This is a genomic window from Hyalangium versicolor (assembly GCF_020103695.1).
Taxonomy (GTDB): Bacteria; Myxococcota; Myxococcia; order Myxococcales; family Myxococcaceae; genus Hyalangium; species Hyalangium versicolor.
On the sequence record NZ_JAHXBF010000011.1, the window covers coordinates 70,488 to 94,705 of the forward strand.

Annotated in this window: 17 protein-coding genes and 1 tRNA gene; 8 read left to right on the forward strand and 10 right to left on the reverse strand. The window is 66.9% G+C overall.

Annotated elements, in window-relative coordinates:
- The first annotated feature begins 70 nt into the window (after window positions 1-70).
- A tRNA-Leu gene (locus KY501_RS23200) sits at window positions 71-154 on the forward strand.
- 52 nt (window positions 155-206) lie between these two features.
- Here the strand turns inward: KY501_RS23200 and KY501_RS23205 are convergent.
- The 3 genes from KY501_RS23205 to KY501_RS23215 form a co-directional block, all read right to left on the reverse strand.
- On the reverse strand, window positions 207-2,351 hold the full coding sequence (locus tag KY501_RS23205; RefSeq protein ID WP_224365436.1) for a choice-of-anchor D domain-containing protein: 2,145 nt from the start codon (window positions 2,349-2,351) through the stop codon (window positions 207-209).
- Between the two features lie 129 nt (window positions 2,352-2,480).
- Window positions 2,481-3,524 carry a lysylphosphatidylglycerol synthase transmembrane domain-containing protein gene (locus KY501_RS23210; protein ID WP_373691637.1) on the reverse strand — a complete coding sequence of 348 codons (1,044 nt, stop codon included), beginning with the start codon at window positions 3,522-3,524 and terminating at the stop codon, window positions 2,481-2,483.
- A 40-nt stretch (window positions 3,525-3,564) separates the two neighbouring features.
- Complete coding sequence (locus KY501_RS23215) at window positions 3,565-5,118, reverse strand: alkaline phosphatase family protein (RefSeq protein ID WP_224365438.1); 1,554 nt, start codon at window positions 5,116-5,118, stop codon at window positions 3,565-3,567.
- A gap of 154 nt (window positions 5,119-5,272) precedes the next feature.
- Here KY501_RS23215 and omp85 point away from each other — a divergent pair, with 154 nt between their 5' ends.
- From omp85 to KY501_RS53670, 4 genes are all read left to right on the forward strand, one after another.
- Window positions 5,273-6,454: an Omp85 family outer membrane protein gene (gene omp85 / locus KY501_RS23220; RefSeq protein ID WP_224365439.1), complete on the forward strand. Its 1,182-nt coding sequence runs from the start codon at window positions 5,273-5,275 to the stop codon at window positions 6,452-6,454.
- 28 nt (window positions 6,455-6,482) lie between these two features.
- On the forward strand, window positions 6,483-8,723 hold the full coding sequence (locus KY501_RS23225) for a putative metal-binding motif-containing protein (protein WP_224365440.1): 2,241 nt from the start codon (window positions 6,483-6,485) through the stop codon (window positions 8,721-8,723).
- Window positions 8,724-8,888: 165 nt separating this feature from the next.
- A complete protein-coding gene (locus KY501_RS23230; protein ID WP_224365441.1) occupies window positions 8,889-9,605 on the forward strand; it encodes a tetratricopeptide repeat protein in 717 nt (238 codons plus the stop codon).
- Window positions 9,602-11,920 (forward strand): putative metal-binding motif-containing protein, encoded by a 2,319-nt coding sequence (locus tag KY501_RS53670; protein ID WP_304608633.1) that lies wholly within the window; start codon window positions 9,602-9,604, stop codon window positions 11,918-11,920. The genes KY501_RS23230 and KY501_RS53670 overlap by 4 nt, the downstream gene beginning before the upstream one ends.
- A 2,164-nt stretch (window positions 11,921-14,084) precedes the next feature.
- Here the strand turns inward: KY501_RS53670 and KY501_RS23245 are convergent.
- Window positions 14,085-14,996 (reverse strand): LysR family transcriptional regulator, encoded by a 912-nt coding sequence (locus tag KY501_RS23245; RefSeq protein WP_224365442.1) that lies wholly within the window; start codon window positions 14,994-14,996, stop codon window positions 14,085-14,087.
- 98 nt (window positions 14,997-15,094) lie between these two features.
- Between KY501_RS23245 and KY501_RS23250 the strand changes: the two genes are divergently transcribed.
- On the forward strand, window positions 15,095-16,135 hold the full coding sequence (locus KY501_RS23250) for an aldo/keto reductase (RefSeq protein ID WP_224365443.1): 1,041 nt from the start codon (window positions 15,095-15,097) through the stop codon (window positions 16,133-16,135).
- A 27-nt stretch (window positions 16,136-16,162) separates the two neighbouring features.
- On the opposite strand, the gene KY501_RS23255 is transcribed toward KY501_RS23250, so the two are convergent.
- Genes KY501_RS23255 through fni form a run of 5 tightly spaced genes read right to left on the reverse strand, consistent with a single transcriptional unit; the run spans window position 16,163 to window position 21,617 of the window.
- The gene (locus KY501_RS23255; protein ID WP_224365444.1) at window positions 16,163-17,242 is read right to left on the reverse strand and encodes a mevalonate kinase family protein; all 1,080 of its coding nucleotides are present in this window, start codon (window positions 17,240-17,242) and stop codon (window positions 16,163-16,165) included.
- Window positions 17,242-18,231 carry a diphosphomevalonate decarboxylase gene (gene mvaD / locus KY501_RS23260; RefSeq protein WP_224365445.1) on the reverse strand — a complete coding sequence of 330 codons (990 nt, stop codon included), beginning with the start codon at window positions 18,229-18,231 and terminating at the stop codon, window positions 17,242-17,244. The genes KY501_RS23255 and mvaD overlap by 1 nt, the downstream gene beginning before the upstream one ends.
- Before the next feature lie 7 nt (window positions 18,232-18,238).
- Entirely contained in the window at window positions 18,239-19,171 is a 933-nt protein-coding gene (gene mvk, locus KY501_RS23265; RefSeq protein WP_224365446.1) for a mevalonate kinase, read from the reverse strand.
- A 16-nt stretch (window positions 19,172-19,187) separates the two neighbouring features.
- Complete coding sequence (locus KY501_RS23270; RefSeq protein WP_224365447.1) at window positions 19,188-20,516, reverse strand: hydroxymethylglutaryl-CoA reductase, degradative; 1,329 nt, start codon at window positions 20,514-20,516, stop codon at window positions 19,188-19,190.
- A 42-nt stretch (window positions 20,517-20,558) separates the two neighbouring features.
- The gene (gene fni / locus KY501_RS23275) at window positions 20,559-21,617 is read right to left on the reverse strand and encodes a type 2 isopentenyl-diphosphate Delta-isomerase (RefSeq protein WP_224365448.1); all 1,059 of its coding nucleotides are present in this window, start codon (window positions 21,615-21,617) and stop codon (window positions 20,559-20,561) included.
- Window positions 21,618-21,777: 160 nt separating this feature from the next.
- Between fni and KY501_RS23280 the strand changes: the two genes are divergently transcribed.
- Together KY501_RS23280 and KY501_RS23285 are read left to right on the forward strand one after the other, a co-directional pair.
- The gene (locus KY501_RS23280) at window positions 21,778-22,188 is read left to right on the forward strand and encodes a hypothetical protein (RefSeq protein ID WP_224365449.1); all 411 of its coding nucleotides are present in this window, start codon (window positions 21,778-21,780) and stop codon (window positions 22,186-22,188) included.
- A 77-nt stretch (window positions 22,189-22,265) separates the two neighbouring features.
- On the forward strand, window positions 22,266-23,213 hold the full coding sequence (locus KY501_RS23285; protein WP_224365450.1) for a zinc metalloprotease HtpX: 948 nt from the start codon (window positions 22,266-22,268) through the stop codon (window positions 23,211-23,213).
- Between the two features lie 13 nt (window positions 23,214-23,226).
- On the opposite strand, the gene KY501_RS23290 is transcribed toward KY501_RS23285, so the two are convergent.
- Complete coding sequence (locus tag KY501_RS23290; RefSeq protein ID WP_224365451.1) at window positions 23,227-24,111, reverse strand: 2-oxo acid dehydrogenase subunit E2; 885 nt, start codon at window positions 24,109-24,111, stop codon at window positions 23,227-23,229.
- Window positions 24,112-24,218: the final 107 nt, after the last annotated feature.

Sequence of the window (24,218 nt, forward strand, 5' to 3'; positions counted from 1 at the left end):
CGTAGACGGTTCCGCTTGACGGAGGCGCGGCGGTTCCCTATATGTCCGCCCCCACAGCGGCACCCCACCTGCCCAGGTGGTGGAATTGGTAGACACACTAGATTCAGGGTCTAGCGCCTGCAAGGGCATGGAGGTTCGAGTCCTCTCCTGGGCACTGATTGAGGGCCCCGGCTTTTTGAGCCGGGGCCCTTTTTCTTTTCCGGCTCTCAGCCCCGCGCCGGCCGGCTCCGTTGCGAGCCCAGCACGATGGCCAGTACGAGCAGGGCCAGCGTTCCCGCCCCACCCGCGCTGGAGCCTCCGCTGGAGCACCCGTACACCGAACGCTTCGTGCCGATCCCCTTCACGGGAAGTGTCCCCACAGGCTCGGGGATGCCCTGCAGATACACCTGCACCTCGTTCAGGGACTCGGCCTCCTCCTGAGAGCTGAAGGAGACCCTGACGATGGCACTGCCTCCGGCTGGAATGGGGAGGTCCAGTGCCGAGCTATCCAGCGAGAAGGACACGACCTCGTCCTTCAGCCGCGCTGAGACCCGCTGCTCCTGGGAGGACGCGTTCATCACGGTGATCTCCTTGGACGCGGTAGGGTCTCCGACCTCGAACTGGCCAAAGTCCAGCGCGGAGGGGTGCAGGGAGAGCGCGGCCTCGATTCCCTGGCCACGCAACTCCATCACCACCAGTATCTGAGCCGGGTTCAGGAAGACGGCGTTGAGCAAGGCGACCTCCTCCGTCTGGGCCTGCGGCGAGAAGACCACCTCGATCTCCTGCTCCTGGCCTTCAGCCAGGACGAGCGGCAGGGGCGGAGCCACCAGCGAGAATTGCGAGGCCCCCGGGCCACCCAGATTCAGCACGGACAGCGCGGCCGGGCCGCTGCCCCCGTTGATGATGCGCACCTTGCGCGGGCTCGAGCTGGTACCGCGGGGCTGCTTCCCAAAGTCCAGAGCCGACTCCGACAGATAGAGCAGTCGAGCAACGCCCGCACCGGTGAGGGGAACCAGCACATTCGGCGTGGACAGAGCGTTCGAGTCCACCCGCAGCAGGGCCGAGAACGGCCGCTCCGCCTCCGGGCGGAACGCCAGCGCCACATCCATGGCTGATCCAGGCGGCAGCGTCACCGGCAGTGACGGAGCCGTCAGGGTGAAGGCGGCCGCATCCTCACCCCCCATCGCCAGGGCGCGCACGAGGAGCGGGGCCGTCCCCGTATTCGTGAGCGTGATGACCTGGGGCGTGGAGAAGCTGCTCACCTGCACGTTGCCGAATGCCAGTTGGCTCGTGGACACCTCCACGCGAGGGGAGGTGCCCACGCCATGCAGCACTCCCTCCACAACGCCGGCGTTCGTAGCGACGAGGGCTTGCGCCGTTCGCGAGCCCTCTGCCTGAGGGCTGAACTTCACCGGAATGCGGAGACTTTCCTTCCGTAGCAGCACCACCGGAAACACCGCATCGCGGGAGAAGTCCAGGGCGACGCCCACCGGACCTCCCTTCTCATCCTCGAAAGAGAGATCGAAGACCACCAGATCCGTGTCTCCCACGTTCTTGATGGCGAGATCCTGGGTGACGCTGCCTCCCACGCTGGCGCTACCGAACTCGAGGACCGGGTCCAGCAATGCCACCTCCGCGGCCACTCCCGTCCCTGACAGCGACAGTGTGAGCAGCGGGCTTGTGAGCGAATCAGTCGCGAGGAGCAAGGTACTGGCAACCGAACCGCGCCTCACGGGCGCGAAGGTGACCGTCACTGGCCAGCTCCCCCCCGGCTGCAACTTCAGCCTGCTCGGCAGCCCCGAGAGGGTGAAGGCCGCATCGGCAGGAGACACCACCTGGCCGATCTCCAACGGGTACGTACCGACGTTCTCGACAAGAACGGTCTGCTGCTTCCCCATGCCTCCCACCTCCACCTCGCCGAAGCTGACAGTGGAGGGAGTCGCGATCATCCGTCCGTCGAGCCCCGCGCCTTTCAGTCCCAGCGGGACAGGCTCCTCCGAGGCATTGGAGATAACCGAGAGGTTGCCCAACGCCGTGCCCACTGCGGTCGGGGTGAACTGGAGAGACAAGAACACCTGATCACCTGGGGCAAGCCGCAGCGGCTCGGCTGGCGAGGGAGGCGGAGGGGCGACGAGCGTGAACGCCCCCTGGGAGAAGGTGAACTGGAAGATGGCCAGTTGGGCCGAGCCCGTGTTGGTGATCTTCACCAGCCGGACGTCACTGGGCTGGAACACACGCGAGGCGCCGAAGTCGATCGAGGACGTGGACCACTGCAGCTGCGACGAATCCCCCACCTCCCTCGATTCAGAGCGGCCACTGGAGAGCAGCAAGCCAATGCATCCCAGCACTACCATCACGTTGAGTCGGCGCACGCGATCCTCCCGGGGAAGGGAAACTCTATCCGAGGCTCCCCCCCGTTTCCGGCTCAGCCCCGCGCCGGCCGGCTCCGCCGCGAGCCCAGCACGGTGGCCAACACGATTTTCTCTGAGGGAAAACGAACTCTACGGAGAGACAGGCTCCACGGCCTCGTGGGCCACATGGTGCGCGGCTTCCCGAGCCAAGCTGCCACCTCGCCGCAGATCCTTCAGGCGCAGCTTACGCTGGTGCACCGAGACAGCGCCCACCGCCACGTTGGCGAACACCGTGCCCAGGTGCGTGAGCGTGGAGAAGGCCGCCGCATCCGCCTCCGAGGCACCCAGGCTGCGCGCCGCCCAGCTCGTGACGAAGTAGTAGAGCCCCATGCCCGCCGGGACACCGGGCACGGCCTGCCCCAGCGCGATGGCGCCCAGAACCACGGCTCCGGCGAACAGCCCACCTGGAATGCCCAACCCATGCAAGGCCATCCCATAACCCAGAGCGGGAGCCAGCACGGGCCCCACGGACCAGATCAGCGCCGTCGCCATACCCCGGAAGCTGCGCGCGGTGCCCAACCCATCCGCCACGTGCATGAGCAGGTTCTGCAAGCGTGGCATCCGGTGCCGCCGGTGCAGGGACTGGGCGAGCGGCCGGGAGTAGTGAGCCAGCAGCACCACCAGCGCCACCAGCCCCACGCACAGGTACAGAGCCACCTCCAGCGCCCCCCGGAAGTGGACCATCGTCTTGCCGAAGGGCCCTAGAAAGGACACCGCCACCAGCAGCATCAGCGCGGCAAACTCGAGCAGCTTGCACACCGCCACCGAGCCCAGGCACTGCAGGAAGGGCAACCGCTGCGTCCGCGCCAGCAGGAAGGAGCGGATGATGTCGCCCAGCTTCCCCGGCAGCACGTTGTGCGTGAAGGCACCAATGGCCACCAGGTGGTAGCGCTCCCGAAAGGGCACCTTCCGCTGAAGCGTCTGCTGCCATTGCAGCGCGCGCAGCGGGATGATGGACGCCTCCAGCAGCATGAACGGGATCAACCACACCAGGTGTCCCGGCAGCTCTCGGAAGAACTGCCGCAGCGGGAAGCGCGGCACGAGCAGCGGGCCGGGCTCCCCCAGGTTCCAATGGAAGAAGGCGGTGGAGATCAACCCCACGGTAGCCACCGCTCCCACGATGGCCAGCACCACGTGGAGAACCGCCCTGCTCCGAGGCTCCTGGCCCCGGCCCTCAGGCACGGTAGGCCTCCGCGAGACGCTGATGCAGGCGCACGCAGTGACTCAGGCCGGACAGATCCACCGGAGCGTTGCTGGGCCAGCACACCGTGCTGCGCGTCTCCGTCTTCGTGAGCCCGCCATGCGAGCCGAACTCCCAGGCGAACCCCACCGTGGCGCCGGGCTGCACCGCATCTCCGAAGAGCACCAGATCTCCCGCGGTACGCAGGTGAGGCAGCTCGCGCAGGAAATCCGCCACTGCTCGCTTGGAGAACTCCTCCGCCAGAGGGGCTCCGGCCACTTCATCCGGGCCGTACACCCCACCCTTCACCAGCGCCACGGCCGAATTGCCTCGCCGCAGCGCCACCAGTCCAATGTCCGGGTGCCGGGAGGCCCGCGCCAGCACCTCTCGGTGATGCGCCACCAGCTCCGCGGCCTCCAGCGGGGTGTGCTCCCGAGTGAGGTACACGTGCGCGAAGTTGCCGGACTCGACGACCACGGGCGAATCCGTTCCCCGAGGCTCGCGCGACGCCCCAGCAGGGCGCCCATCCATCAGCCCTCGCTCGATGTCCGCCGACAGGGGCGTGGGTGGGCCGCGCAACAGCATCTCCTCCAGACGCTGGGACTGTCTCCGCTCGAACGGGAGGCTGCCCACATGGCCATGGTCGGTGACGAAGACGATGTCGTACGGATGCTCCACACAGCGGGCCATCGCGTACAGCTCTGCCAGGTAGGCATCCACGCGGTGCAGCTCCGCGATGGCCTGCTGCGAGCGAGGCCCGCGCCGGTGTGCCACCTCGTCATAGTTGCCAAATACAAGATAGATGGCGGGCACCCCGCGCACCATGTCCACCAGCGCCTTGGTGTGGACGAAGCTCCAGCCCAGCCGCTGCAGCATGACGCGGCTGAGGAGGAACCCGCGCTCGTGGCGCCAGTCCCCCAGTGCATGGGCCCAGCGCCAGATTTCGTGGAACGCGCGCCACGTGTCCGCGCCGAACGAGCGCAGGTACGCCCACGGGCTCACGGTGCGAGCCACGAGCAGCCCCTCCATCTCCGCGGACAGGGAGCGCGCCATGATCTTCAGGCTGGCCAGCGTGCTCATGCACAACCGGTTGCGTGCTCCCGCCTGAAACAACGAGAAATAGGTGTGTCCCCCGTCGGCGAGCAGGCTGGTGCCCTCGCGCTGCCCCAACCGCTGCTCGATATGCAACGCGTCCCGCGGGGTATTCATCTGGACCTTCCGGCCCAGCTCGCGATCGAACCACGAGTAGGCCGGCAGGTTCGGATGCTCGAGCCCGTACAGGAACCCCGCCTGAAAGAAGGGGGTTGACGCTGGCGAGCCCCAGAACGCCTCCTCGAAATGATACGCTCCCGAGCGCACCAGCTGAGAGAAGAACGGCATGCTCCGCGTCTGGATGGCGTCATCCAGGAGGTCCTTCGGGACCCCGTCCAGATGGACAACGAGCAACCGCCGCGGCTGAGTGCACACCACGGGCGGAACCTTGCGGCTGATACGGCGAGACAACGCGCAGGCCCAGGCCTGCAACTCTGAGGTGAGAACATTGCTCACGTTGACGGCTCCCCACGTTGAGGTGCGAAAATGAGCATGCAGGGAGACGTCAGCCGCGAGTGCGAGTGAGCCCCCTTGGAGGGCAAGCGAGCAAGGTCGCTGACCGCGAAGTGGGTTGGAGATCCTTGCCCCTCGGGGCACGACGGAGGTTTGAATGTTGCTCCCCGCCCTCGTGGCATTCGTGACGGGCGCCGCTATCGCCCCCTCGCTCCCGGTCCCGGAGACGAAAGCAGTCGTAGCGGCCCCGAGCACGAAGTACGAGGGAATGGACGCCATCGCCATTCCGCTGCTGAGCTTCAACTCGGATCTGGGCGTGGGCTACGGCGTGGTGGGGGGCATGTACATCTATGGTGAAGGCCACACGCCGTATCAGCACGGGCTGGCGGCGCAGGTGTTCTTCACCAACCGCGGCATCCAGAACCACTACATCCGCTACGACGGGCCGCAGTTGCTGGGCCCGGTCCGCGTGGAGGCGCGCTTCGAGTACAAGCGGGAGTTCCGCAGCCCCTTCTATGGTGCGGGCAACCACTCGTCCCCGGAGTTCACGGGCGACGTGAACGATGCGCGGTACAACTATGGAAAGGGCTCTCCGAGCATGTTCCTGCGGCTGCGTGCGCGCCCGCTCGGCGAGGATCATCCACTCCAGGTGTACGGCGGCTACTCGTGGCGGTACACGCAGGTGTCCCCGTTCGAGCAGTCCATGTTGGCGGAGCTGCACCCGGTGGGCATCGAGGGCGGCCCGACGGGCCAGTTGCTGGGCGGAGTGCTCTGGGACACGCGGAACAGCGAGACGGATCCCACATCGGGCGGCGCGGAGGAGATAGCGATCCGCGTGTCGGGGCACCCGACGGGCAGCCGGTATCAGTACGCGGGGCTGGCGCTGAGCGAGCGGCGCTACTTCCAGCTCGGGTCTCGCTTCGTGTTCGCGCAGCGGGTGTCGGTGGACATGCTCTTCGGCGAGGTGCCCTTCTTCGAGTGGAGCACCACGGGCGGGGTGCTCTTCACCGAGGGCCTGGGGGGCATGAGCAGCTTGCGCGGCATCGAGCGCAACCGGTTCGCGGGGAACTTCAAGGTGTTCTCCAACTCGGAGCTGCGCTTCCACGCGCTGGAGGCGCGGATCTTCGGGCAGCCGATGAAGCTGGGCCTGGTGGCGTTCATGGATCTGGGGCGCGTGTGGCACCCCGGCGTGACAGACGGGCCGTGGCACCAGTGGCATCCGGGGCTGGGCGGAGGCCTGCGCATGTCCCGGCGGGCGGCGGTGGTCCGCGTGGACTACGCGACCTCCACCGAGAACGGCGGCCAGCGGCTCTACATGAACTTCGGCCACATGTTCTGAGAGCCGGATCGATTAGGATTTCAATCCTATGTGTCGTCTCTGGTTCCTCGGGCTGATCCTGGCCCTGGCCGCATGCCGGGAGAAGGCTCCGGCCGATGGCGCGGTTCGGGTCTCGGTCTCATACGGTTCGTACACTCCGGCGTGCCTGCGCGTCTCGGCCTCGGACACGCAAGGGCACCTGGGGGAGACGGACATTCCTCGCAGTCAGTTCAAGAACCTGAGCCAGCAGCAGGTCACCGTCGCGGTGTTCCGCAAGCCCGAGTGGGAGCGCGCGCTGACGCTGGAGGTGGCCTCTTATGATGCCTCCACGGACGGGAGCTGCTCCGGCACGGAGCTGGAGCGACACCGCTCCTCCGAGCCCGTCGCGGTGCCCCTGGGAGAGTTCTCGACGTTCGAGGCGACCCTCCTGGCCCGGGACGATGACCACGACGGCTACACGCTGAGGACCGCGGAGGTGGCGGGAACGGACTGTGACGACACGCTCGACTCCGTCCACCCCGGCCAGGCCGAGGTGTGCAGTGGAACCGCCGATGCGGACTGCGATGGACAGGCCGCCTGCGCGGACACCGAGTGCCTGAACCAGGCATGTGACGACCACAACCCGTGCACGTTGGAGGATCAGTGCAAGCAGCAAGTGGACTCGACCGTGAAGTGCGCGGGCACGCCGAAGACATGCCAGCCGCCCAACCTCACCTGCTACACCAACGAGTCCGCGTGCAACCCGGCCACGGGCGAGTGCGTCTTCACGCAGCGGCCTGCCAACCAGTCCTGCAACGACAACGATGCCTGTACCACGAACGATCAGTGCGGCGCGGACGCCTCGTGCAAAAGCACCTCCCCGGTTCGGTGCGACAATCCTCCCTCGGCCTGCCACGTGAGCCTGGGCACCTGCGACTCTTCGCAGGGCACCTGCACTTACGGGTTCAAGGACTCGAGTGCGAGCTGCGATGACTCGAATGCCTGCACGCAGAATGACCGGTGCAGTGGCGCGGGTTCCTGCGCCGGAGAGCTGACGGCCGACTGCGTGCCGAGCGATGACTGCCATCGTTCCGTGAGGAACTGTCCCACGAGCGCCATGTGTATGGAGAGCGTGGATCCCGCCAAGGTGTACCAGCCGTGCACCGTCGCCAGCCTCAATGGCGTGTGCCGTGCGGATGGCGTCTGTAGCAGCTTCCCGTACGATCCCAGCAACTTCGATCCGGACTCCATTGCCGAGGCGGACCGGATGCTGGATGTGCACATCACCTGTGGAACCCCGGCGGATCCCGTCATCTTCGACTCGGGCACGTTTGGAGGCAACGCACCGAACGGGTGTTCGTTCCCACAGATGCCCACGCCCCGGGTCATTGACGGTTACACGATCGTTCCCATCCGCAACCTCACCATCGACGCGGGCAAGGCCCTGAAGCTCCGGGGCACGAGGCCCGTCATCCTGGCGGTGTACGGCAACGCCACGCTCTTGGGTGCCCTGCTGGCAGACGGCGACATGGAAGTGCCTGGAGCGGGAGGGAACCGCACCAACTGCGGCACACAAACAGGCAGCACCGGAGCTTTTGCCAACAACACGGGGAGTGGCGGAGGGGGTGGCGGCTTCGGGACTGCGGGCGCAAGCGGAGGAAAGAACTCCAATTCCACCAATGGGGGCACGGGTGGCGTCGCGGGAGCCGTCACCTTGGTTCCCCTGGTGGGCGGTTGCCCAGGAGGAGTTGGGGGAAGTGCCAACACCACCGGAGGCGCGGGCGGCGCAGGGGGCGGCGCCCTGCAAGTGGCGGTGGCCGGTACGCTGCGCGTGGACAACTGGGTCTCCGTCAGCGGCGGAGGTGCAAGAGGTGGCAAGAGGACCCCCAACAACACAGGAGGAGGAGGTGGTGGTGGCAGTGGTGGAGGCCTGCTGCTGGAGTCCTTCCGCCTGGAACTCACCTCTCAAGCCAAGCTGACATCCAACGGCGGCAGCGGTGCGGAGGGTGGAGACAGCGGCGGAGGCACTGGGAGTGATGGAACCGATGGCTCCACATCCACGAGAGATCCTGCCCACTGCGTGGATATGGGGGGCAGTGGAACTCCGGGCGGAGACGGTGGCGCCGACAACAAGGCCCCTGCCACATCCAACAACACTCCCCCCAACAACGCTGGAGGGGGAGGCGGTGGCGGCGCGGTGGGACTCATCCGGATGCGCGGCTTCGGCAGCTGCGACATCCATTCGAGTTGCAACGACACCGACGGCGCGAATTGCGAGATCAGCCCCAAGGTGACGCCCCTCTGCCCCTGAAGGCGTACGCCTGACCTGAGGCTGAGAATTGAACGGCAGGCGAAGAATTTCGCTCCACCCTGTCCATGGCGGATGTATGCAAGTCCAATGGACAATGGGCAAAGTGGGAGCATTGCAGTGTGGCTGCCCTTCTGGGGTCTGCTCGCCATAGCGTTCTCTCAGCCTGTGCTGGCCGCGGAGCCGTCAAAGAACCCGCTGTACCAGGAAGCGCTCCGCCTCTACGACGCCTTCGAGTACGAGACGGCCCTGCACAGGCTCGAGCAGGCGGCACAATGGCCCTCCAACACTCGGGAGGATCAGGTTGCCATTGCACTTCTCCAAGGCGTTCTCGCGCTGGAAGTGCAGCAACCCGAGCGTGGAAAGAACGCTTTCCGCCACGCACTATCGCTCGCGCCTGATGCACAACTGTCCTTCTCCGTGTCCCCCAAAGTGGCCGCGGTTCTGGAACAGATTCGCGCGGAAGTCCGTCGGCCCACCGCAGTGGTTCCTCCGCCTTCCCCTCCGCAGCAAGAGGCACGAACCGAACTCCCGCCCCCATCGCCTCCCAGCCTTGAAACCAGCGGCGTCTCCAAGCTCAGGCTGCCCGTTGCCATCGGCGGAGGCATCGTCGCTCTCGGAGGCCTGATCATGTGGGGGAAGGCCAGATCCATTGAGTCGCGGATTGGTGACGGAGACCCGTCCATCGTGACTCGTGCAGACATGGACGACACGCTCCATCAGGGAAAGACGTTCGAAACGGTGGGCTGGCTCCTCATGGGTGCCGGAGCCCTCACCGCCACCGGGAGCCTCCTGTTCCTCGACAAGCCGAACCCTGGTCCCCGGGTGTCGGTTGCTCCACTGCATGAAGGAGTCTTTCTGGCATCGGAGTGGAGTCTTCCATGATCGAGGCAGCGAGAAGCACGCTGGCCCTCATCGTCGTCACCTGCGTGTTCGGCACGGGCTGCCTCAACTTCGAGGATGCCCGCACCCGGTTCTGCAAGAAGGCCACCCCCGAGCAGCGGCGCGAGATCTGCGCCACCAGCACGGAGGGCACCGTGTGGGTCTCCGTCAAGTATGGCTCGTACACGCCAGCGTGCGTCCGCGTCTCCGCTTCGGACTCGCTGGGACATCTCGCGGAGGCGGACATCCCCAGGAGCGCCATCGAGAAGCCGGAGTCACGCGAGATCACCCTCGCGGTGTTCCGCCAGTCCGACTGGGAGCGTTCCCTGGTCATGCAGGTCACCTCCTATGAGGCCAGTGCCAGCACGCGCTGCTCGGGCAACGAGTTGGAGAGGCATCGCGCGTCCAAGCCCATCGAGGTCACCCCGGGTGAGGTCGTGGACTTCAACGTCACGCTCTTGGCGCAGGACGAGGACCACGATGACTACGCCCGGAGAACCGAAGAGGTGGCAGGGACGGACTGCGATGACACTCTCGCTTCCGTCCACCCCGGCCAGCCCGAAGTATGCACCGGAGCTGTCGATGCCGACTGCGATGGCAAGGCCGCCTGCGCGGACACGGAGTGCCTGGACCAGGTCTGCGATGACCACAATCCGTGCACGCTGAATGACCTGTGCACGGCAGGGGCGAACTCGACCGTCGAGTGCGTTGGCACTCCGAAGACGTGCCAGCCCCCCAACCTCATCTGTTACACCGGCGAATCGGCATGCAACCCGGCCACGGGCGAGTGCGTCTTCACGCAGCAGCCAGCTACCCAACCCTGCGACGACAACAATGCCTGCACCGTGAGCGACCAATGTGGCGCGGATGCATCGTGCCATGGCAGTGCCTCCGTTCGATGCGACAACCCTCCCTCGACCTGCCACCAGAGCCAGGGCATCTGCGATCCGGCGAAGGGCTCATGCACTTACGGGTTCAAGGACTCAAGCGCGAGCTGCGATGACTCGAATGCATGTACGCAGAATGACAGGTGCAACGGCGCTGGAGCTTGCGCAGGCGAGCTCCTGCCGCCTTGTGTCCCGAGTGATGCCTGCCATCGTTCTGTAAGGAACTGCCCCACGAGCGCCACGTGTGTCGAGAGCGTGGACCCTACCAAGGTGAACCAGCCGTGCACCATCGCCAGCCGCAATGGCGTGTGCCGTAACGATGGGGTGTGCAGCAGCTTCCCGTACATCCCCAGCAACTTCGATCCGGACGCCATTGCCGAGACGGACCGGATGCTGGATGTGCACATCACCTGCGGCACTCCGACGGATCCCGTCATCTTCGACTCGGGCACCTTTGGAGGCAGCGCCCCAGCCGGGTGCTCGTTCCCGCAGATGCCAACGCCCAGAGTCATTGGGGATTACACGGTCATGCCCATCCGCAACCTCACCATCGACGCGGGGAAGGCCCTGAAGCTCCGGGGCTCGAGGCCCGTCATCCTGGCGGTCTACGGCAACGCCACGCTCTCGGGCGCCTTGCTGGCGGATGCGGACATGGACGTGCCTGGCGCGGGAGGAAACCGCACCAACTGCGGCACGCAGGCGGGAGGCACCGGAGGTTTCGCCAGTGGCGAGGGGAGCGGCGGCGGCGGCGGCGGCTTTGGCACCGCGGGCGCGGCGGGTGGACGGAATGACGCAAACACCGCGGGTGGCACGGGCGGCACCGCGGGCGTCTCCATGTTGGTACCGCTGGTAGGAGGCTGCCCGGGAGGGATCGGCGGAGGCATCAACGGCGGTGCAGGCGGTGCAGGCGGTGGCGCCTTACAGGTCGCTGTCGCCGGTAAGCTGCAGGTGGACAACTGGGTCTCCGTCAGCGGCGGAGGCTCTCGAGGAGGCAAGGGGAGCACCGGCAACGCGCCGGCAGGCGGTGGCGGTGGCAGTGGTGGAGGCCTGGTGCTGGAGGCATTCCAACTGGAACTGACAGCTCAAGCCCGCATCACCGCCAATGGAGGCAGCGGCGCCGAGGGCGGAGACAGCACTCAGCCGACCACCGGAAGTGATGGGGCGGATGGCTCTATCTCCACGAGAGATGCCGCCCACTGCGCGGATACGGGGGGAATTGGAGCACCGGGAGGAGACGGTGGCGCCGACAACAAGGCCCCTGTCACTCCCAACGATGGCTTCAACAACTCGGGTGGTGGCGGCGGGGGTGGCGCGGTGGGGATCATCCGCATTCGCGGCTTCGGCAGTTGCACCGTTCATTCGAGTTGCAACGCCACCGACGGCGCGAATTGCGAGATCAGTCCGAAGGTGACGCCGACCTGCCCCCCCTGAGCGACATACGCTCCAGGGAGTATCGCTGCATCCCTGAGCCTTCTCTAGATTGGCCATTCCCAGAATGGCTACCAGTTCCCTCCTCCATCGTCTCGGACTCCTCGGACTGCTCCTGAGCATGGCCGCATGCCGTCAGCATGAGGCAACGGGAGGAGCGGTGCGGGTCTCCATCAGCTACGGTTCCTACACGCCCGAGTGCATCCGGGTCATCGCCACGGACTCTCTTGGGAACGCAGCGGAGACTCACATACTCAAGGACAAGTTCCTGCACCTGGACGCACAGTTGCTCACCGTCGCCGTATTCCGAAAGCAGGATTGGACCCGCGAGTTGAGCATCGAGGTGACCTCTCATGACTTCTCCGACGGAGACAGGTGCACTGGCACTGTGATCGAGCGACACACCGCTCCTGTGACAGTCCCCGCGACAGACATCGAGTATCTCGATGTCATGCTCTTAGCCCGGGATGACGACCACGACACGTACATCCAGCGGACCGACACAGTTGCAGGAACGGACTGTGATGACACGAAAGCGAGCGTCCATCCAGACCAACCCGAAGCCTGCACGGGGGACCGCGACCTTGACTGCGACGGCAAGGCGGGCTGCGCGGACCCTGAGTGCGTGAACCACGCCTGCGATGACCACGATCCGTGTACGCTGAACGACAGGTGCACGACGCGCGGGACTGACTCGACCGCCGAATGCGTTGGCACATTGAAGGAATGCCAACCGCCCGATCTCGTCTGCTACACCCAGGAATCCTCATGCACCTCGGACACGGGAGAGTGCGTCTACACGCTCAAGGATTTGGGAGCGACTTGCGATGACTCGAACGCCTGCACCCAGAACGATCGGTGCAATGGCGCGGGTTCTTGCGCGGGAGAACTACTGGCACCGTGCGTCGCCAGTGACGCTTGCCATCGCTCCGAGAGGAACTGCCCCTCCAACGGCACCTGCGTCGAGAGCGTGGATGGCTCCAAGGTGAATACCCCCTGCACCACGTCAATCCGCAACGGAGTGTGTCGCACGGATGGGGTGTGCAGCAGCTTCCCGTACATCCCCAGCAACTTCGACCCGAACTCCATTCCTGAGGCGGACCGCAGCCTGGACGTTCATATCCAGTGCGGCAATACCACGAACACTTTCATATTTGACTCGGGCAACCTCAGTTGGACCCCTGCCCAGGGCTGCGTGTTGCCCACCTTGCCCACTGCTACAGTCATCGGCGATTTCGCCGTGGTGCCTATTCGCAACCTCATCATCGACAGGGGTCGCGCATTGAGGCTCACTGGCCCCCGACCTGTCATCCTCGCTGTTTATGAAGACGCCACGCTCTCGGGTGACGTGCTGGCGAACGCCAGACTGGTGACAGCTGGAGTTGGAGGCGACCGCACGACCTGCGGCACTCTGAGCGGCGGGGATGGAGTGTTCTCCAGGCAGGAAGGAAGCGGAGGAGGTGGCGGAGGCTTCGGAACTCCGGGCGCCGCAGGAGGACTCAACGTTTCGACCAATCCTGGGGGGCAGGGCGGAGCCGCAGTGGCCGGCACACTGGAGCCACTGGTCGGTGGCTGCCCAGGAGGCACTGGGGGCAGCGCTAATAACGGAGGCACTGGAGGAGCGGGTGGCGGAGCGTTACAGCTGGCTGTAGCCGGAACACTCCGAGTGGAGAACTGGGTCTCCGTGAGCGGTGGCGGTGGACGCGGAGGAAAAGGTTCCCCAAACGACAAGGGCGGTGGAGGGGGCGGCGGAAGCGGCGGAGGCTTGCTGCTGGAGGCATTCCGCCTCGAACTCACTGATCAAACCAAGCTTACTGCGAACGGTGGAAGCGGAGCGCAGGGAGGTGGCATCCAAGGAAAAACAGGCGCGAGCGGTACCGATGGCTCCCTATCATCCAAGGAGCCCGCCCCTGGAGGAGACGGCCAAAGCACTGGTGCTGCAGGTGGACGAGGCGGCGCCGAAGGGGGAGCCCCTAACGCAGGAAAAGACGGCGGTGACAACGCAGGAGGCGGCGGAGGTGGAGGTGGCGTGGGAGTCATCTGGCTGCACGGCTTCGGCAGTTGCAACATTCCTCAGAGTTGCAACGACGCCGACAACAATGGGTGTAACATCAGCCCGAAAACCACTCCCGACTGTCCCTGATCTGCCCAAAGCTGGTTTCTCGATTCAGAGGCGAGAGCTGGAGGCAGAGAGCGAGCGAACCGCGTCGATGAGCGCACGGAGTTTCGGAAGCTTCTGCGCCCGGCTCGGGAAGTACAGGAACAAGCCGGGCACCTCGGGGGCGTAGTCTTCGAGCACCACCTCAAGCCGGCCCGCCTCGATGTCCTCAGCCACCACCTGCTCGCTCACGTAGGCAAGTCCGAGCCCGGCCACCGCCGCGCGCCCCATGAGCTCCGCGTCGTTACACACGAGCGAGCCTCTCACCGCCACCTGGGATTCCCTCCCCCGCCGCTCGAACTCCCACTGGTAGAGCGTGCCCGAAGTGGCGGCTCGGTAGCCAATACACTCGTGCCCGAGAAGATCCTTCGGAACGACGGGCCGCCCGCGTGCCTTTAGGTAGGACGGCGCGCCCACGACAACGAAGCGGAACGGGGGCGAGATGCGGACTACGACCATGTCCCGCTCCACGGCCTCACTCAGACGGATGCCTGCATCATGGCCCTCGGCCATGATGTCCACGAACCGATCGTCCACGCTGATCTCGATCGCAAGCTGAGGGTGGCGCTGGCGCAGAACCGGAAGCACCGGTTCGATGATCAGGGGCACAGCAATCCGAGGAACCGTCAGTCGCAGGCGCCCCACCACCGCGTCGCTGGCACCACTGGCCTCCTCCACGGCGGCAAGCGCCTCCTTCAAACTCGGACTGCTGCGCGCGAGCAGGCGCTCCCCAGCTTCCGTCAGGCTCACACTGCGCGTCGTCCTCACGAGGAGCGTCACGCCGACACGCGCCTCCAGATTCCGGATGGCCTGGCTCAGCGCCGAGGGAGAAACACCAAGCGTTCGGGCCGCTGCCGAAAAGCCTCGTCGCTCCGCCACAGTCACGAATGCCAGGAGACCATTGAGCTGGGTCAGTCTCATCTTGAAGTTTCCCTTCAAGGCTCTTGTACCAGCTTGCACGTAGTCTTTCGAATTCCCCGGGAGCATCTTCCTCATGCATCCACACGGAGGAAACAACCATGCAGTACACACGACTGGGGAACTCGGGGCTCGTCGTCTCTCGGCTGGCTTTCGGTGCGATGACCTTCGGCTCGGGCGACATCCCGGCCGTCTACAAGGTGGGCGAGGACAACGCGCGCGCAATGGTCGATCAGGCCCTCGCCGCGGGCATCAACTTCTTCGACACAGCGGATGCCTACGCCAACGGCGAGTCCGAACGGATGCTCGGGCGCATCCTCGGCGATCGCCGCAAGAACGTGGTCATCTCGACCAAGGTCGGAATACGCATGGGCCCGGAGCTGCTGCACACGGGCCTATCGCGGCGCCACATCCTGGCCTCCGCCGAAGCCAGCCTGAAGCGACTCGGGACGGACTACATCGATCTCTACATCGTCCACCGCTTCGACCCGGTGACGCCGCTGGAGGAGACGCTGGAGGCGCTCGACCAGCTCGTGCGGCGAGGCCACGTGCGTTACGTGGGGTACTCCAACTGGTCAGCCTGGCAGGCGGCCAAGGCGGTGGGGCTGCAGGAGCGCCACGGCTGGGCGCGCTTCGTCTCCGCGCAGATGTACTACTCGCTGGTGGGCCGCGACATCGAGCACGAGGTGCTTCCCTTCGTACAGGATGCCGGCATCGGGACGATGATCTGGAGCCCCCTGGCCAGCGGTTTCCTGAGCGGCAAGTACACGCGCGAGAGCCTCAAGGATCAGGACAACCGGCTCTCGGGCTTCGACTTCCTGCCCTTCGACAAGGAGGCGGGGTTCCGGCTCGTCGATGCAATGCGGCCCATCGCCGAGGCCCACAAGGCCTCCATCGCGCAGGTGGCCCTGGCGTGGCTGCTGGCGAAGCCAGGGGTGAGCACGCTGCTCTTGGGCGCGAGCAAGCGCCACCAGCTCGAGGACAACCTGGGCGCGTTCAACGTCCGCCTGAGCCCCGAGCAACTCCGTCAGCTCGACGAGCTGAGCCCCCACGCGGCCTACTACCCGAACTGGTTCACGCAGAGGCTGCGCGACCCGGCCACGGACAAGGCCCTCGGGACCGGCCAGAACCCACTGGTATGACAGGAATACCAGTCCGGTACGAACCGCTCACCGGTGGGCGTCGAGCCAGGCCCGAAGCCGCGCATCCGCCTGGCCCTCGCCCCGCAGCCCCGGCTCCACCTCGAGCGTCATCGAGTGGAAGCCGCGAGCCTCCAGCCCCTTCATGAGCTCGGCTCGCGTCTCGGCATTGGGGGCGAAGAGGATGCAGCCATCTCCACCTCCCGCGCCGGACTGCTTCCCCGCGCAGCCGTAGGACGCGCCGATCGCCAGGATGCGCCGCATGGCCTCCGTCTCGGTCGGCCCCAGCTCCTGCAACAGCGCCTGCTGCGCGGTCACCGCGTCCTTGAAGGCACGGAAGTCCCCACCGCTGAGCCCGATCTCGATCTCGTGCCCCACTTCGTCCGAGCGCGCCACGAATGCCTGACGGGCCGCCTCGTCCAGCCGAGCCTCGACCTGAGAAATGAGCACGCGCGTCGAGGCACTCTCTCCCGTAAAGGCGTACGCCAGCGCCACCTTCGGCGGAGGCAGCCTCCACACATCCACCGGGGCAGACTCCATGAGCGCCGCCCGGAAGCCACCCGCGCTGGAAGCCGCGATCAACGGCGCGACCTCATACCGCCGGTAGCGCAGCACGCCTCCAGCGAAGCTCGCCGCCACGTCCCCGCCGCTCCCCTTCCCTCCCTGGCCCGCCGCGTGCGCCACCAGCGCCAGCCTCAGCGTGTCGAACCGATCCTCCAGGATGAACCGAGCCGCGTCCGCCGCCAGCACCGTCGCGCAAGCGCTCCCGCCCATGCCCAGCTTGAGGCCTCCAGGCCCCACCGCCGACGGCGCTACCGCCAGCTCGAAGCCCACGCTCTGCCGACCATGCGCCCGCAGCGCCTCGTCCAGCGTCCGAGCCACGAAGGCGAAGCCCGCCGGAACCTCTCCATCCCACCGCACGCCCTTGGGCGTCGCGCTCCCCTTCAGCGTCCCCTCTTCCAGGCACACGTGCACGCGCGCATCCGTCCGCCTGCGCACCAGCGCCGCCGTGCGCGGAGCCACCGCCGCCACCCGCGCCACCCCACCCCACAGCACCGCGTACTCGCCCGAGACGAACAGCTTCCCGGGCGCGGAGAGGGCCCGTTCCATCAGAAGAGGTGCTCGCTCTTCAGCACCGCGTCCCCGCCCGGCACGCAGCGCACCACGTCCACCGCGCCACACGCTCGAGCCAGGGCCTCGGCCGCCACCTCATGCGCCGCATCCGTCAGCAGCACCGGGTTCGGCCCCGCGTCCAGCGTGAACCACACGGGCGTCCCCTTCTTCCGCTGCTCGCGCAGGTGCTCGATCAGCCCCAGCGTGTTCGCGTGCAGGTAGCACAGCGGAGGCTGAGCCCCGAGCGACGTCGCGTGCATCCTCCACGCGTTGCGCTCCGCCAGCTCCCCCAGCGCCTGCAGATCCTTGCGCTGGATGATCTCCACCGCCCGAGGCACCTCTGCCTCCGCGTCCTTCACCCACGCCGGGTAGTACGGGCTCGTGTCCACCGTGTGCTTCATCCCGTCCCGCGACTTCACCTCTTTCTCGTCGCGGTTCACGATGGCCACGACCATGCGCAGCTCCGGCCAGTGCCCCGCCTCGAAGCGCTGCACCGCGTAGCTATCCGCCCCATCCGCGCGCTCGCCCCGGCGCCACTCGCAGATGCCGCCCTGCACACTCCGGCACGCAGAGCCGCTCCCCAGCCTCGCCAGGATGCTCGCCGCCTTCGGCTCCGCCGGCAGCCCCGCCGCCGCCCGAGCCGCAACCGCCAGCGCCGCGAAGCCCGCCGCGCTGCTCGCCAGCCCCGCCGCCGCCGGGAAATCGCCGCGAGACACCATCCTCGCGGGCCCCAGCCGGCCGCCCGTCTCCGAGCGCACCACGTCCAGCACGCGGAGCACGCGCTCGCGCTCGCTGCCCTTGGCGGTGTGGCCGTTGATCTCCACCTGGTCCGAGGACACCGCGCCGAACTCCACCGTCGTGGAGACGGACATCGGCGCCAGCGTCAGGGACAGGCTCGATTGATGAGGAAGAATCAGCGCCTCGTCCCGCTTCCCCCAGTACTTCACGAGGGCAATGTTGGGATGCGCCAGGGCCGTTGCTTTCATGAAGCCCTCATAGAGCCCGCGGTCCCGCGAGCTGACTGCTGAAACACCGGACACCGAGCTCCAGCAGCTTCGCCACCGCCGGCTCGGGCTCGAGGAACAGACCAATCACGGCGCCACCATCTCCACCCGCCCCCGTCAGCTTCGCGCCCAGCGCCCCGAGGCCGCGCAGCCGGTACACCATGTCCTCCAGCGGCGGAGAGGAAAGCCCCAGCGCCGACAGCAGGCCCTGGTTGACGTTCATCGCGTCCCCCAGCGCCTCGAGATCTCCCGCCTCCACGGCCTTCGCGCCCTCCGTGGCCACCGCCCCGATCTCCTCGAACAGGCGGCCATAGCGAGCCGACCAGCGAGCCTGGCGCTCGCGCAGCGCTCCCACCGTCTTCTTCGTGGGGCTGCGCTCGCCCACCAGCACCACCAGCACCTTGAGCGGCCGAGAGCTCTTCACCACCCGCACCCGCCCCGCCGACTGGTTCGGCAGCCGCTTGTAGAGGATGAGCTGCTGCTCGGCGCTCGTGGTGTGGTCCACGCCGGAGGGAGTGCCGTGAAACTCCTGCTCCATCTCCAGCGCCAGCCGGGCCACCTCGCGCGGCACGTCCTTGCGCCCGGCCGCCTTCAGCAGCACTCGAGAGTACGCCACCGACAACGCAGCCGAGCTACCCAGCCCCATGGAGAGCGGGAGCTCGGACTCCATCGTCACCTTCACTCCGGGCTCGCCGCACAGCCGGGCCGCGCGCCGGAAGGCATTGTTGAGCAGTGCCTTCTGAGTCCGGGACAGCGTCCCCGGCAGCGCCAGTTGGCACCGTTTGGAGGCCACACCCCGCGCCGTCACCCCGTAGCTCAGGGGACCCGCGAGCGCCGGGTGCCCATAAACCACGCTGTGCTCGCCCAGCAGAATGACCTTGCCCGCACCGAAGCCCACCCAGGGCGTCGTCTGTCGATCCATATAAGGAGGGAAATACCTAGCTGGTGGTGCCCGTGGCCTGAGCGGCCTCGTCCGCCGTCAACGCGGCGATGATCTCCCGGGCCTTCTCCACCTTCACGTGCCCGACCTTGACCAGTTCGTTGGCGATGCGCTCCACCCAGTCCCCGCGAGCCCCCGCCGTCACCGCCACGCACCGCGCGTGCAACGCCATATGGCCCTTCTGGATGCCCACGCTGCCCAGAGCGCGCAGCGCCGCGAAGTTCTGCGCCAGCCCCACCGCCGCGATCACCATGGACAGCTCGCGCGCCGAGTTCACCCGCATCAGCTTGAGCGCCACCTGCACGCCCGGGTGGACCTTGATGGGCCCGCCCACCGTGCCCAGCGCCATGGGCAGCTCGATGCGCCCCACCAGGTGTCCTTCCTCCAGGTACCAGGTGGACAGCGGCCGGTACTGCCCCTCGCGGCACGCGAAGGCATGCGCTCCCGCCTCGATGGCTCGCCAGTCCTGCCCCGTGGCGATCGCCACCGCGTCGATGCCGTTCATCACGCCCTTGTTGTGCGTGGCCGCCCGGTACGGGTCCGCCTGGGCGAAGCGGCTGGCCTGAGCAATGCCCTCGGCGATGGACTCGCCCGGCATCTCGAAGTCCGCCAGCAGTGGCACCGGGATGCGGCACATGGCCCGCGACAGCCGCTTGTCCGCCAGGTTCGACAGGATGCGCAGGTACACCTTGCCGCCGGTGAGCTGCTCGATGAACGGCGCCACGCCCTCGGCCATGGTGTTGATGAGGTTGGCGCCCATGGCCTCCTGAGTGTCGATGATCAGGTGGACGATGAGCAGCGGCTCACCGCGCGGGCCCTCGGGGGCCGGCAGCAAGCGGACCTCCACGTCCTTGGCTCCGCCGCCTCGGGCCACCATGGCTGGATGGAAGCTGTTGGCCAGCGCCAGGATCTGCTCCTTGGACTCCAGGATCTTCTGCGAGGCCTCGGAAGGATCCCCGAAGCGCGTCACCTGCACCTGGCCGATCATCATCGAGGTGTCGGCCTCGGCGGTGAAGCCACCGGCCTCACGGACGATCTTGGCGGCGAAGGACACCGCGGCCACCACCGAGGGCTCCTCGACGGCCATGGGCACGATGTAGTCGCGCCCGTTGACCAGCATGTTGAGCCCCAGGCCCAGCGGGAGCGAGAACGTGCCTACGGCGTTCTCGATCATCTGGTTGGCGAGCACAGGGCGCAGGGTGCCCACGCCGCGCAGCATCTCCAGCTCGTCTTCCTCGAGGCGGAACATCCGGGCGAGCTGCGCGAGCCGCTCCTCCATGGGCAGCTTGTGGAACCCTGCGAGCCTGGACGTCACGGTGTCAGACATGTCTTTACCTTCCCAACCTTCTAAGGCGGAGCGAGCGCCCCTCTACAGTGCTGCGAGCCAATCCTTCAACTCCCCGGTCATCACCACCGGCTTGCGCCTCAGCTCCGCGCAGCTCTTGCTACCGGTGAGGACGAGGGCCTGGCGCAGTCCCGCAAGAATGACCTGAAGAGCCCGTTCCGCGCCATCCAGGCCCCCTTCCTGCTGTGCCCGGAACAGCGGCAGGGCCATGCCACCCAGGTCCGCGCCGAGCGCGATCACCTTGGCCACCTCCAGCCCCGTGCGGATACCTCCCGAAGCCACCAGACGGACCTCAGGCCCCACGGCCCGGCGCACCGATGCCGTGGCCGCGGCGGTAGGAATGCCCCAGCTCGAATACTCGGCGCCCAGTTGAGCGAGCAGGCCCGAGGCCCGGAGCTGCTCCACGCGCACCCACGAGGTGCCGCCCAGCCCGGAGACGTCGATGTTGCGCACGCCCAGCTCCGCCAGGCGCCGCGCCACCTCCGGGCCGATACCGCACCCCGTCTCCTTCACCATCAGCCGATCTCCGAAGGCCTTCACCAGAGACGCGACCACGGGATAGCCGCCACGGAAGTCGCGATCACCCTCGGGCTGGGTGAGTTCCTGGCCGGCGTTCAGATGCAGCGCCATGCCGTCCGCGCCAATGGCGTCCGCCAGCCGGCGCACTCCGTCCACGCCCATCTGCACCGCCTGATACAGGCCGATGTTGCCCACCAGCGCCACCGTCGGGGCCACGTCCCTGACCTGATAGGTCGCCGCGCGCGCGGTGGACTCGGCCATGGCGCGCTGACTGCCCACTCCGAAGGCCAACCCGTGCCGCTCGGCCAGCGTGGCGAGATCTCGATTCACCTGCCCCGCGCGCTCGGTGCCGCCCGTCATGCCGGTGACGAGAAGCGGGTAGCGCAGGCGCTTGCCGAGAAAGGGCGTGGAAAGATCCGCCTCTTCGACATCCATCTCCGGCATGGCGCAATGCACCAGCTTCACGCACTCGAGCAGCGTGCTGTTCTGCGCTGGCTCAACATCTCCGGTGGCACACAAATCGAGATGGGCATCCTTCCGATTTGCTGTGATCTGATCACCCATGGAGCCCGAGCCCTCGTGACAGGCAGGTGTGCAGCTAAGTGCCTGATTGGTCGGGGATTTTTAGCAAGTGAGAGGGGGGTGGTGCAAGACAAAGGGGGGCAAGCGGTCGCTTGACATGACCGGATGGACGTCCCCCGGCCCCGAGCGGTAAGCAGGTGGGGTGAGCACCTCGCCTCCGAAGGTGGCCGTCTTCCTGCACAGCGGAGACTACGATCGCGTCCATCAGGGGTTGTCCATCGCCGCCGCAGCGGTGGCCTCCGGGCGGCGGGCGGAGGTGTACCTCTTCTGGTGGGCCCTGGAGCGCTTCCTCCAGGATCGGCTGGACGAGCCGGACTTCCAGCCTCCGCGGGAGGACGTGGCGGATCGCTTCGAGACGCGCCGCATGCCCACGCTGCGCGCCCTGCTGGAGTACCTGCGCGAGTCCGGGCTGTGTACGGTGAACGGCTGCACCGGCTCCCTGGCGGCGCTGGGAGGCGAACCGGTAGCAGACAAGCAGACGATCGACGGCTGGGTAGGCTGGACTGCCATCCTGCAGAGAACTGCTGGAGTGGTTGACCGCTTCTACCTTTGAGGTCCGAGCGATTGGATTGACGGGGCCCCGTGCCTGTTTACGTTCCCGAGAGCAAGAAGGGAGCGACACAGCACACCATGTCCTACTACAGCAGTACCTATGACACGACCCCTCGCGGAGGGGCCCCGCTGCGAGGGAGCGGCTGGCACCGGCTGGGCAATGCGCTCAAGACGACGGTGCTGCTGGCCGGGCTCACGGCGCTCGTGCTGCTGATCGGTCAGAAGCTGGGCGGTCCTCGGGGGCTCGCCATGGCGGGCTTCTTCGTCGTGGTGATGAACTTCGTCTCGTATTGGTTCAGCGACAAGATCGCGCTGGCCATGCACGGGGCCCAGCCACTGGAGCGAAGCCAGGCGCCGTGGCTGCACGAGATGGTGGAGGAGTTGGCGGCCCGAGCGGGCATGCCCAAGCCGAAGGTGTACCTGCTGCCTACGCACGCGCCCAATGCGTTCGCCACGGGCCGCAGCCCGAAGCACGCTGCAGTGGCGGTGACGGCCGGCATCATGGAAATCCTCGATCGCCGCGAGCTGCGAGGCGTCCTGGCGCACGAGCTGGCGCACGTGCGCAACCGAGACACGCTGATCGGCACGGTGGCCGCCACGCTCGCGGGAGTGATCAGTTACGCGGCGCAGATGCTGTTCTGGTTTGGCGGCTCGATGCTGAGCCGGAACCAGGACGAGGACGATGGCATCGCGGGCGCGCTGTCGAGCCTGGGCCTGCTGCTGGTGGCGCCGATCGCGGCCACGTTGCTGCAGTTGGCGGTGAGCCGCTCGCGCGAGTACGGCGCGGACGCCACGGGTGCGGAGCTGAGCGGCGATCCCGAGGCGCTGGCGAGCGCGTTGCTGAAGCTGGAGCGAGGCGCGCAGCTGATGCCCTATGACCGGGCGCCGGCGACGTCGCACCTGTTCATCGTCAACCCGCTGTCGGGTAGGGCGGTGATGGCGCTGTTCTCCACGCACCCGCCGATTCCTGAGCGCGTGCGGCGGCTGCAGGCCATGGGCACGCGGTCCTGGCGCTCGGGGTTCTAGGCAGCGGCCGAAGCTACCCGGCGGCCTGGATGGGCTCCCGCTGAGCCTCCGAGGCCGCCGTGGGCAGCGAGTCGATCGCGTCGAACCTCTCGAACGGGTTCTCGAGCATCTCGCGCATGGTGTTGGCGAGGATGCCTGCGTGGAACCCGTCGATGAAGCGATGGTCGAAGGACGCGCTCACATTCATCACCTTGCCCGCAACGACCTTTCCGTCCTCCACCACGGGGGCATCCTTCACGGCGCCCGGGGCCACGAAGATGGGCACGCGCGTGTAGGGCACGAGCGGGACGTAGGCGGTGTCCAGCCCGAGCGAGCCGACGTTGGTGATGATGACGGAGCCGAAGGCATCCTTGGGCATGCCGATCCCGGAGAGATCCAGGTTCAGCGTGTACATGAGGAAGCCTATGAGCCACGTGAAGAGGTTGAGGAACATGTAGGGGAGCTTCTGGATGGTCCCCTTGCCCTTCTCGAGGGCCACATCGCGGCGCTCGCGGACGCGGCGCACGGCCTCCTCCATCTCGCGGGCGATATCGAGCAGGCTCTTGTTGTCCGCGTGATCGATCTTGGCGGAGGTGAGATCCACCTTCCCACCGTCGGTCTGCACCACGAGCGCGGAGATCGTCACCACCTTGCGCAGGTAGATCTTGTTGAAGCGCAGGAGGGCATTGGCCTCGGGGCAGCGGCGGAGAGCCTCGGCCATGGCCTTGGTGACGAGATGCGTCACGGTGAGGCGGTGGCCGCTGCGCTGACGGAAGGCCTCGATATAGGCCAGGGCCTTGTCCATGCGGATGGTGAGGGTGCCGTAGACGGTGGGATCGTAGGTCGTCTTCCAGCTGCCGATGGCCAGCTTGCGAAAGCTTGAGATGTCCGTCTTGGGGGTGAGTTCCAGGTGCGCCATGACGCGATGACCTCGTGGCGATGCAAGTTCCCCAGCATCGCCGAGATTCTCAGCCCGCAGGAAGCCCCCCAGATAAAGGAAGGGCTCGGCAGGTTGGCCGCCGTCAA

Excerpts from the sequence above, each read along its gene's own strand:
- omp85 (WP_224365439.1), top strand. The coding sequence starts at position 5,273 with ATGTTGCTCCCCGCCCTCGTGGCATTCGTGACGGGCGCCGCTATCGCC.
- KY501_RS23225 (WP_224365440.1), top strand. The coding sequence starts at position 6,483 with ATGTGTCGTCTCTGGTTCCTCGGGCTGATCCTGGCCCTGGCCGCATGC.
- KY501_RS53670 (WP_304608633.1), top strand. The coding sequence starts at position 9,602 with ATGATCGAGGCAGCGAGAAGCACGCTGGCCCTCATCGTCGTCACCTGC.
- KY501_RS23245 (WP_224365442.1), bottom strand. The coding sequence starts at position 14,996 with ATGAGACTGACCCAGCTCAATGGTCTCCTGGCATTCGTGACTGTGGCG.
- KY501_RS23250 (WP_224365443.1), top strand. The coding sequence starts at position 15,095 with ATGCAGTACACACGACTGGGGAACTCGGGGCTCGTCGTCTCTCGGCTG.
- KY501_RS23255 (WP_224365444.1), bottom strand. The coding sequence starts at position 17,242 with ATGGAACGGGCCCTCTCCGCGCCCGGGAAGCTGTTCGTCTCGGGCGAG.
- mvaD (WP_224365445.1), bottom strand. The coding sequence starts at position 18,231 with ATGAAAGCAACGGCCCTGGCGCATCCCAACATTGCCCTCGTGAAGTAC.
- mvk (WP_224365446.1), bottom strand. The coding sequence starts at position 19,171 with ATGGATCGACAGACGACGCCCTGGGTGGGCTTCGGTGCGGGCAAGGTC.
- KY501_RS23270 (WP_224365447.1), bottom strand. The coding sequence starts at position 20,516 with ATGTCTGACACCGTGACGTCCAGGCTCGCAGGGTTCCACAAGCTGCCC.
- fni (WP_224365448.1), bottom strand. The coding sequence starts at position 21,617 with ATGGGTGATCAGATCACAGCAAATCGGAAGGATGCCCATCTCGATTTG.
- KY501_RS23285 (WP_224365450.1), top strand. The coding sequence starts at position 22,266 with ATGTCCTACTACAGCAGTACCTATGACACGACCCCTCGCGGAGGGGCC.
- KY501_RS23290 (WP_224365451.1), bottom strand. The coding sequence starts at position 24,111 with ATGGCGCACCTGGAACTCACCCCCAAGACGGACATCTCAAGCTTTCGC.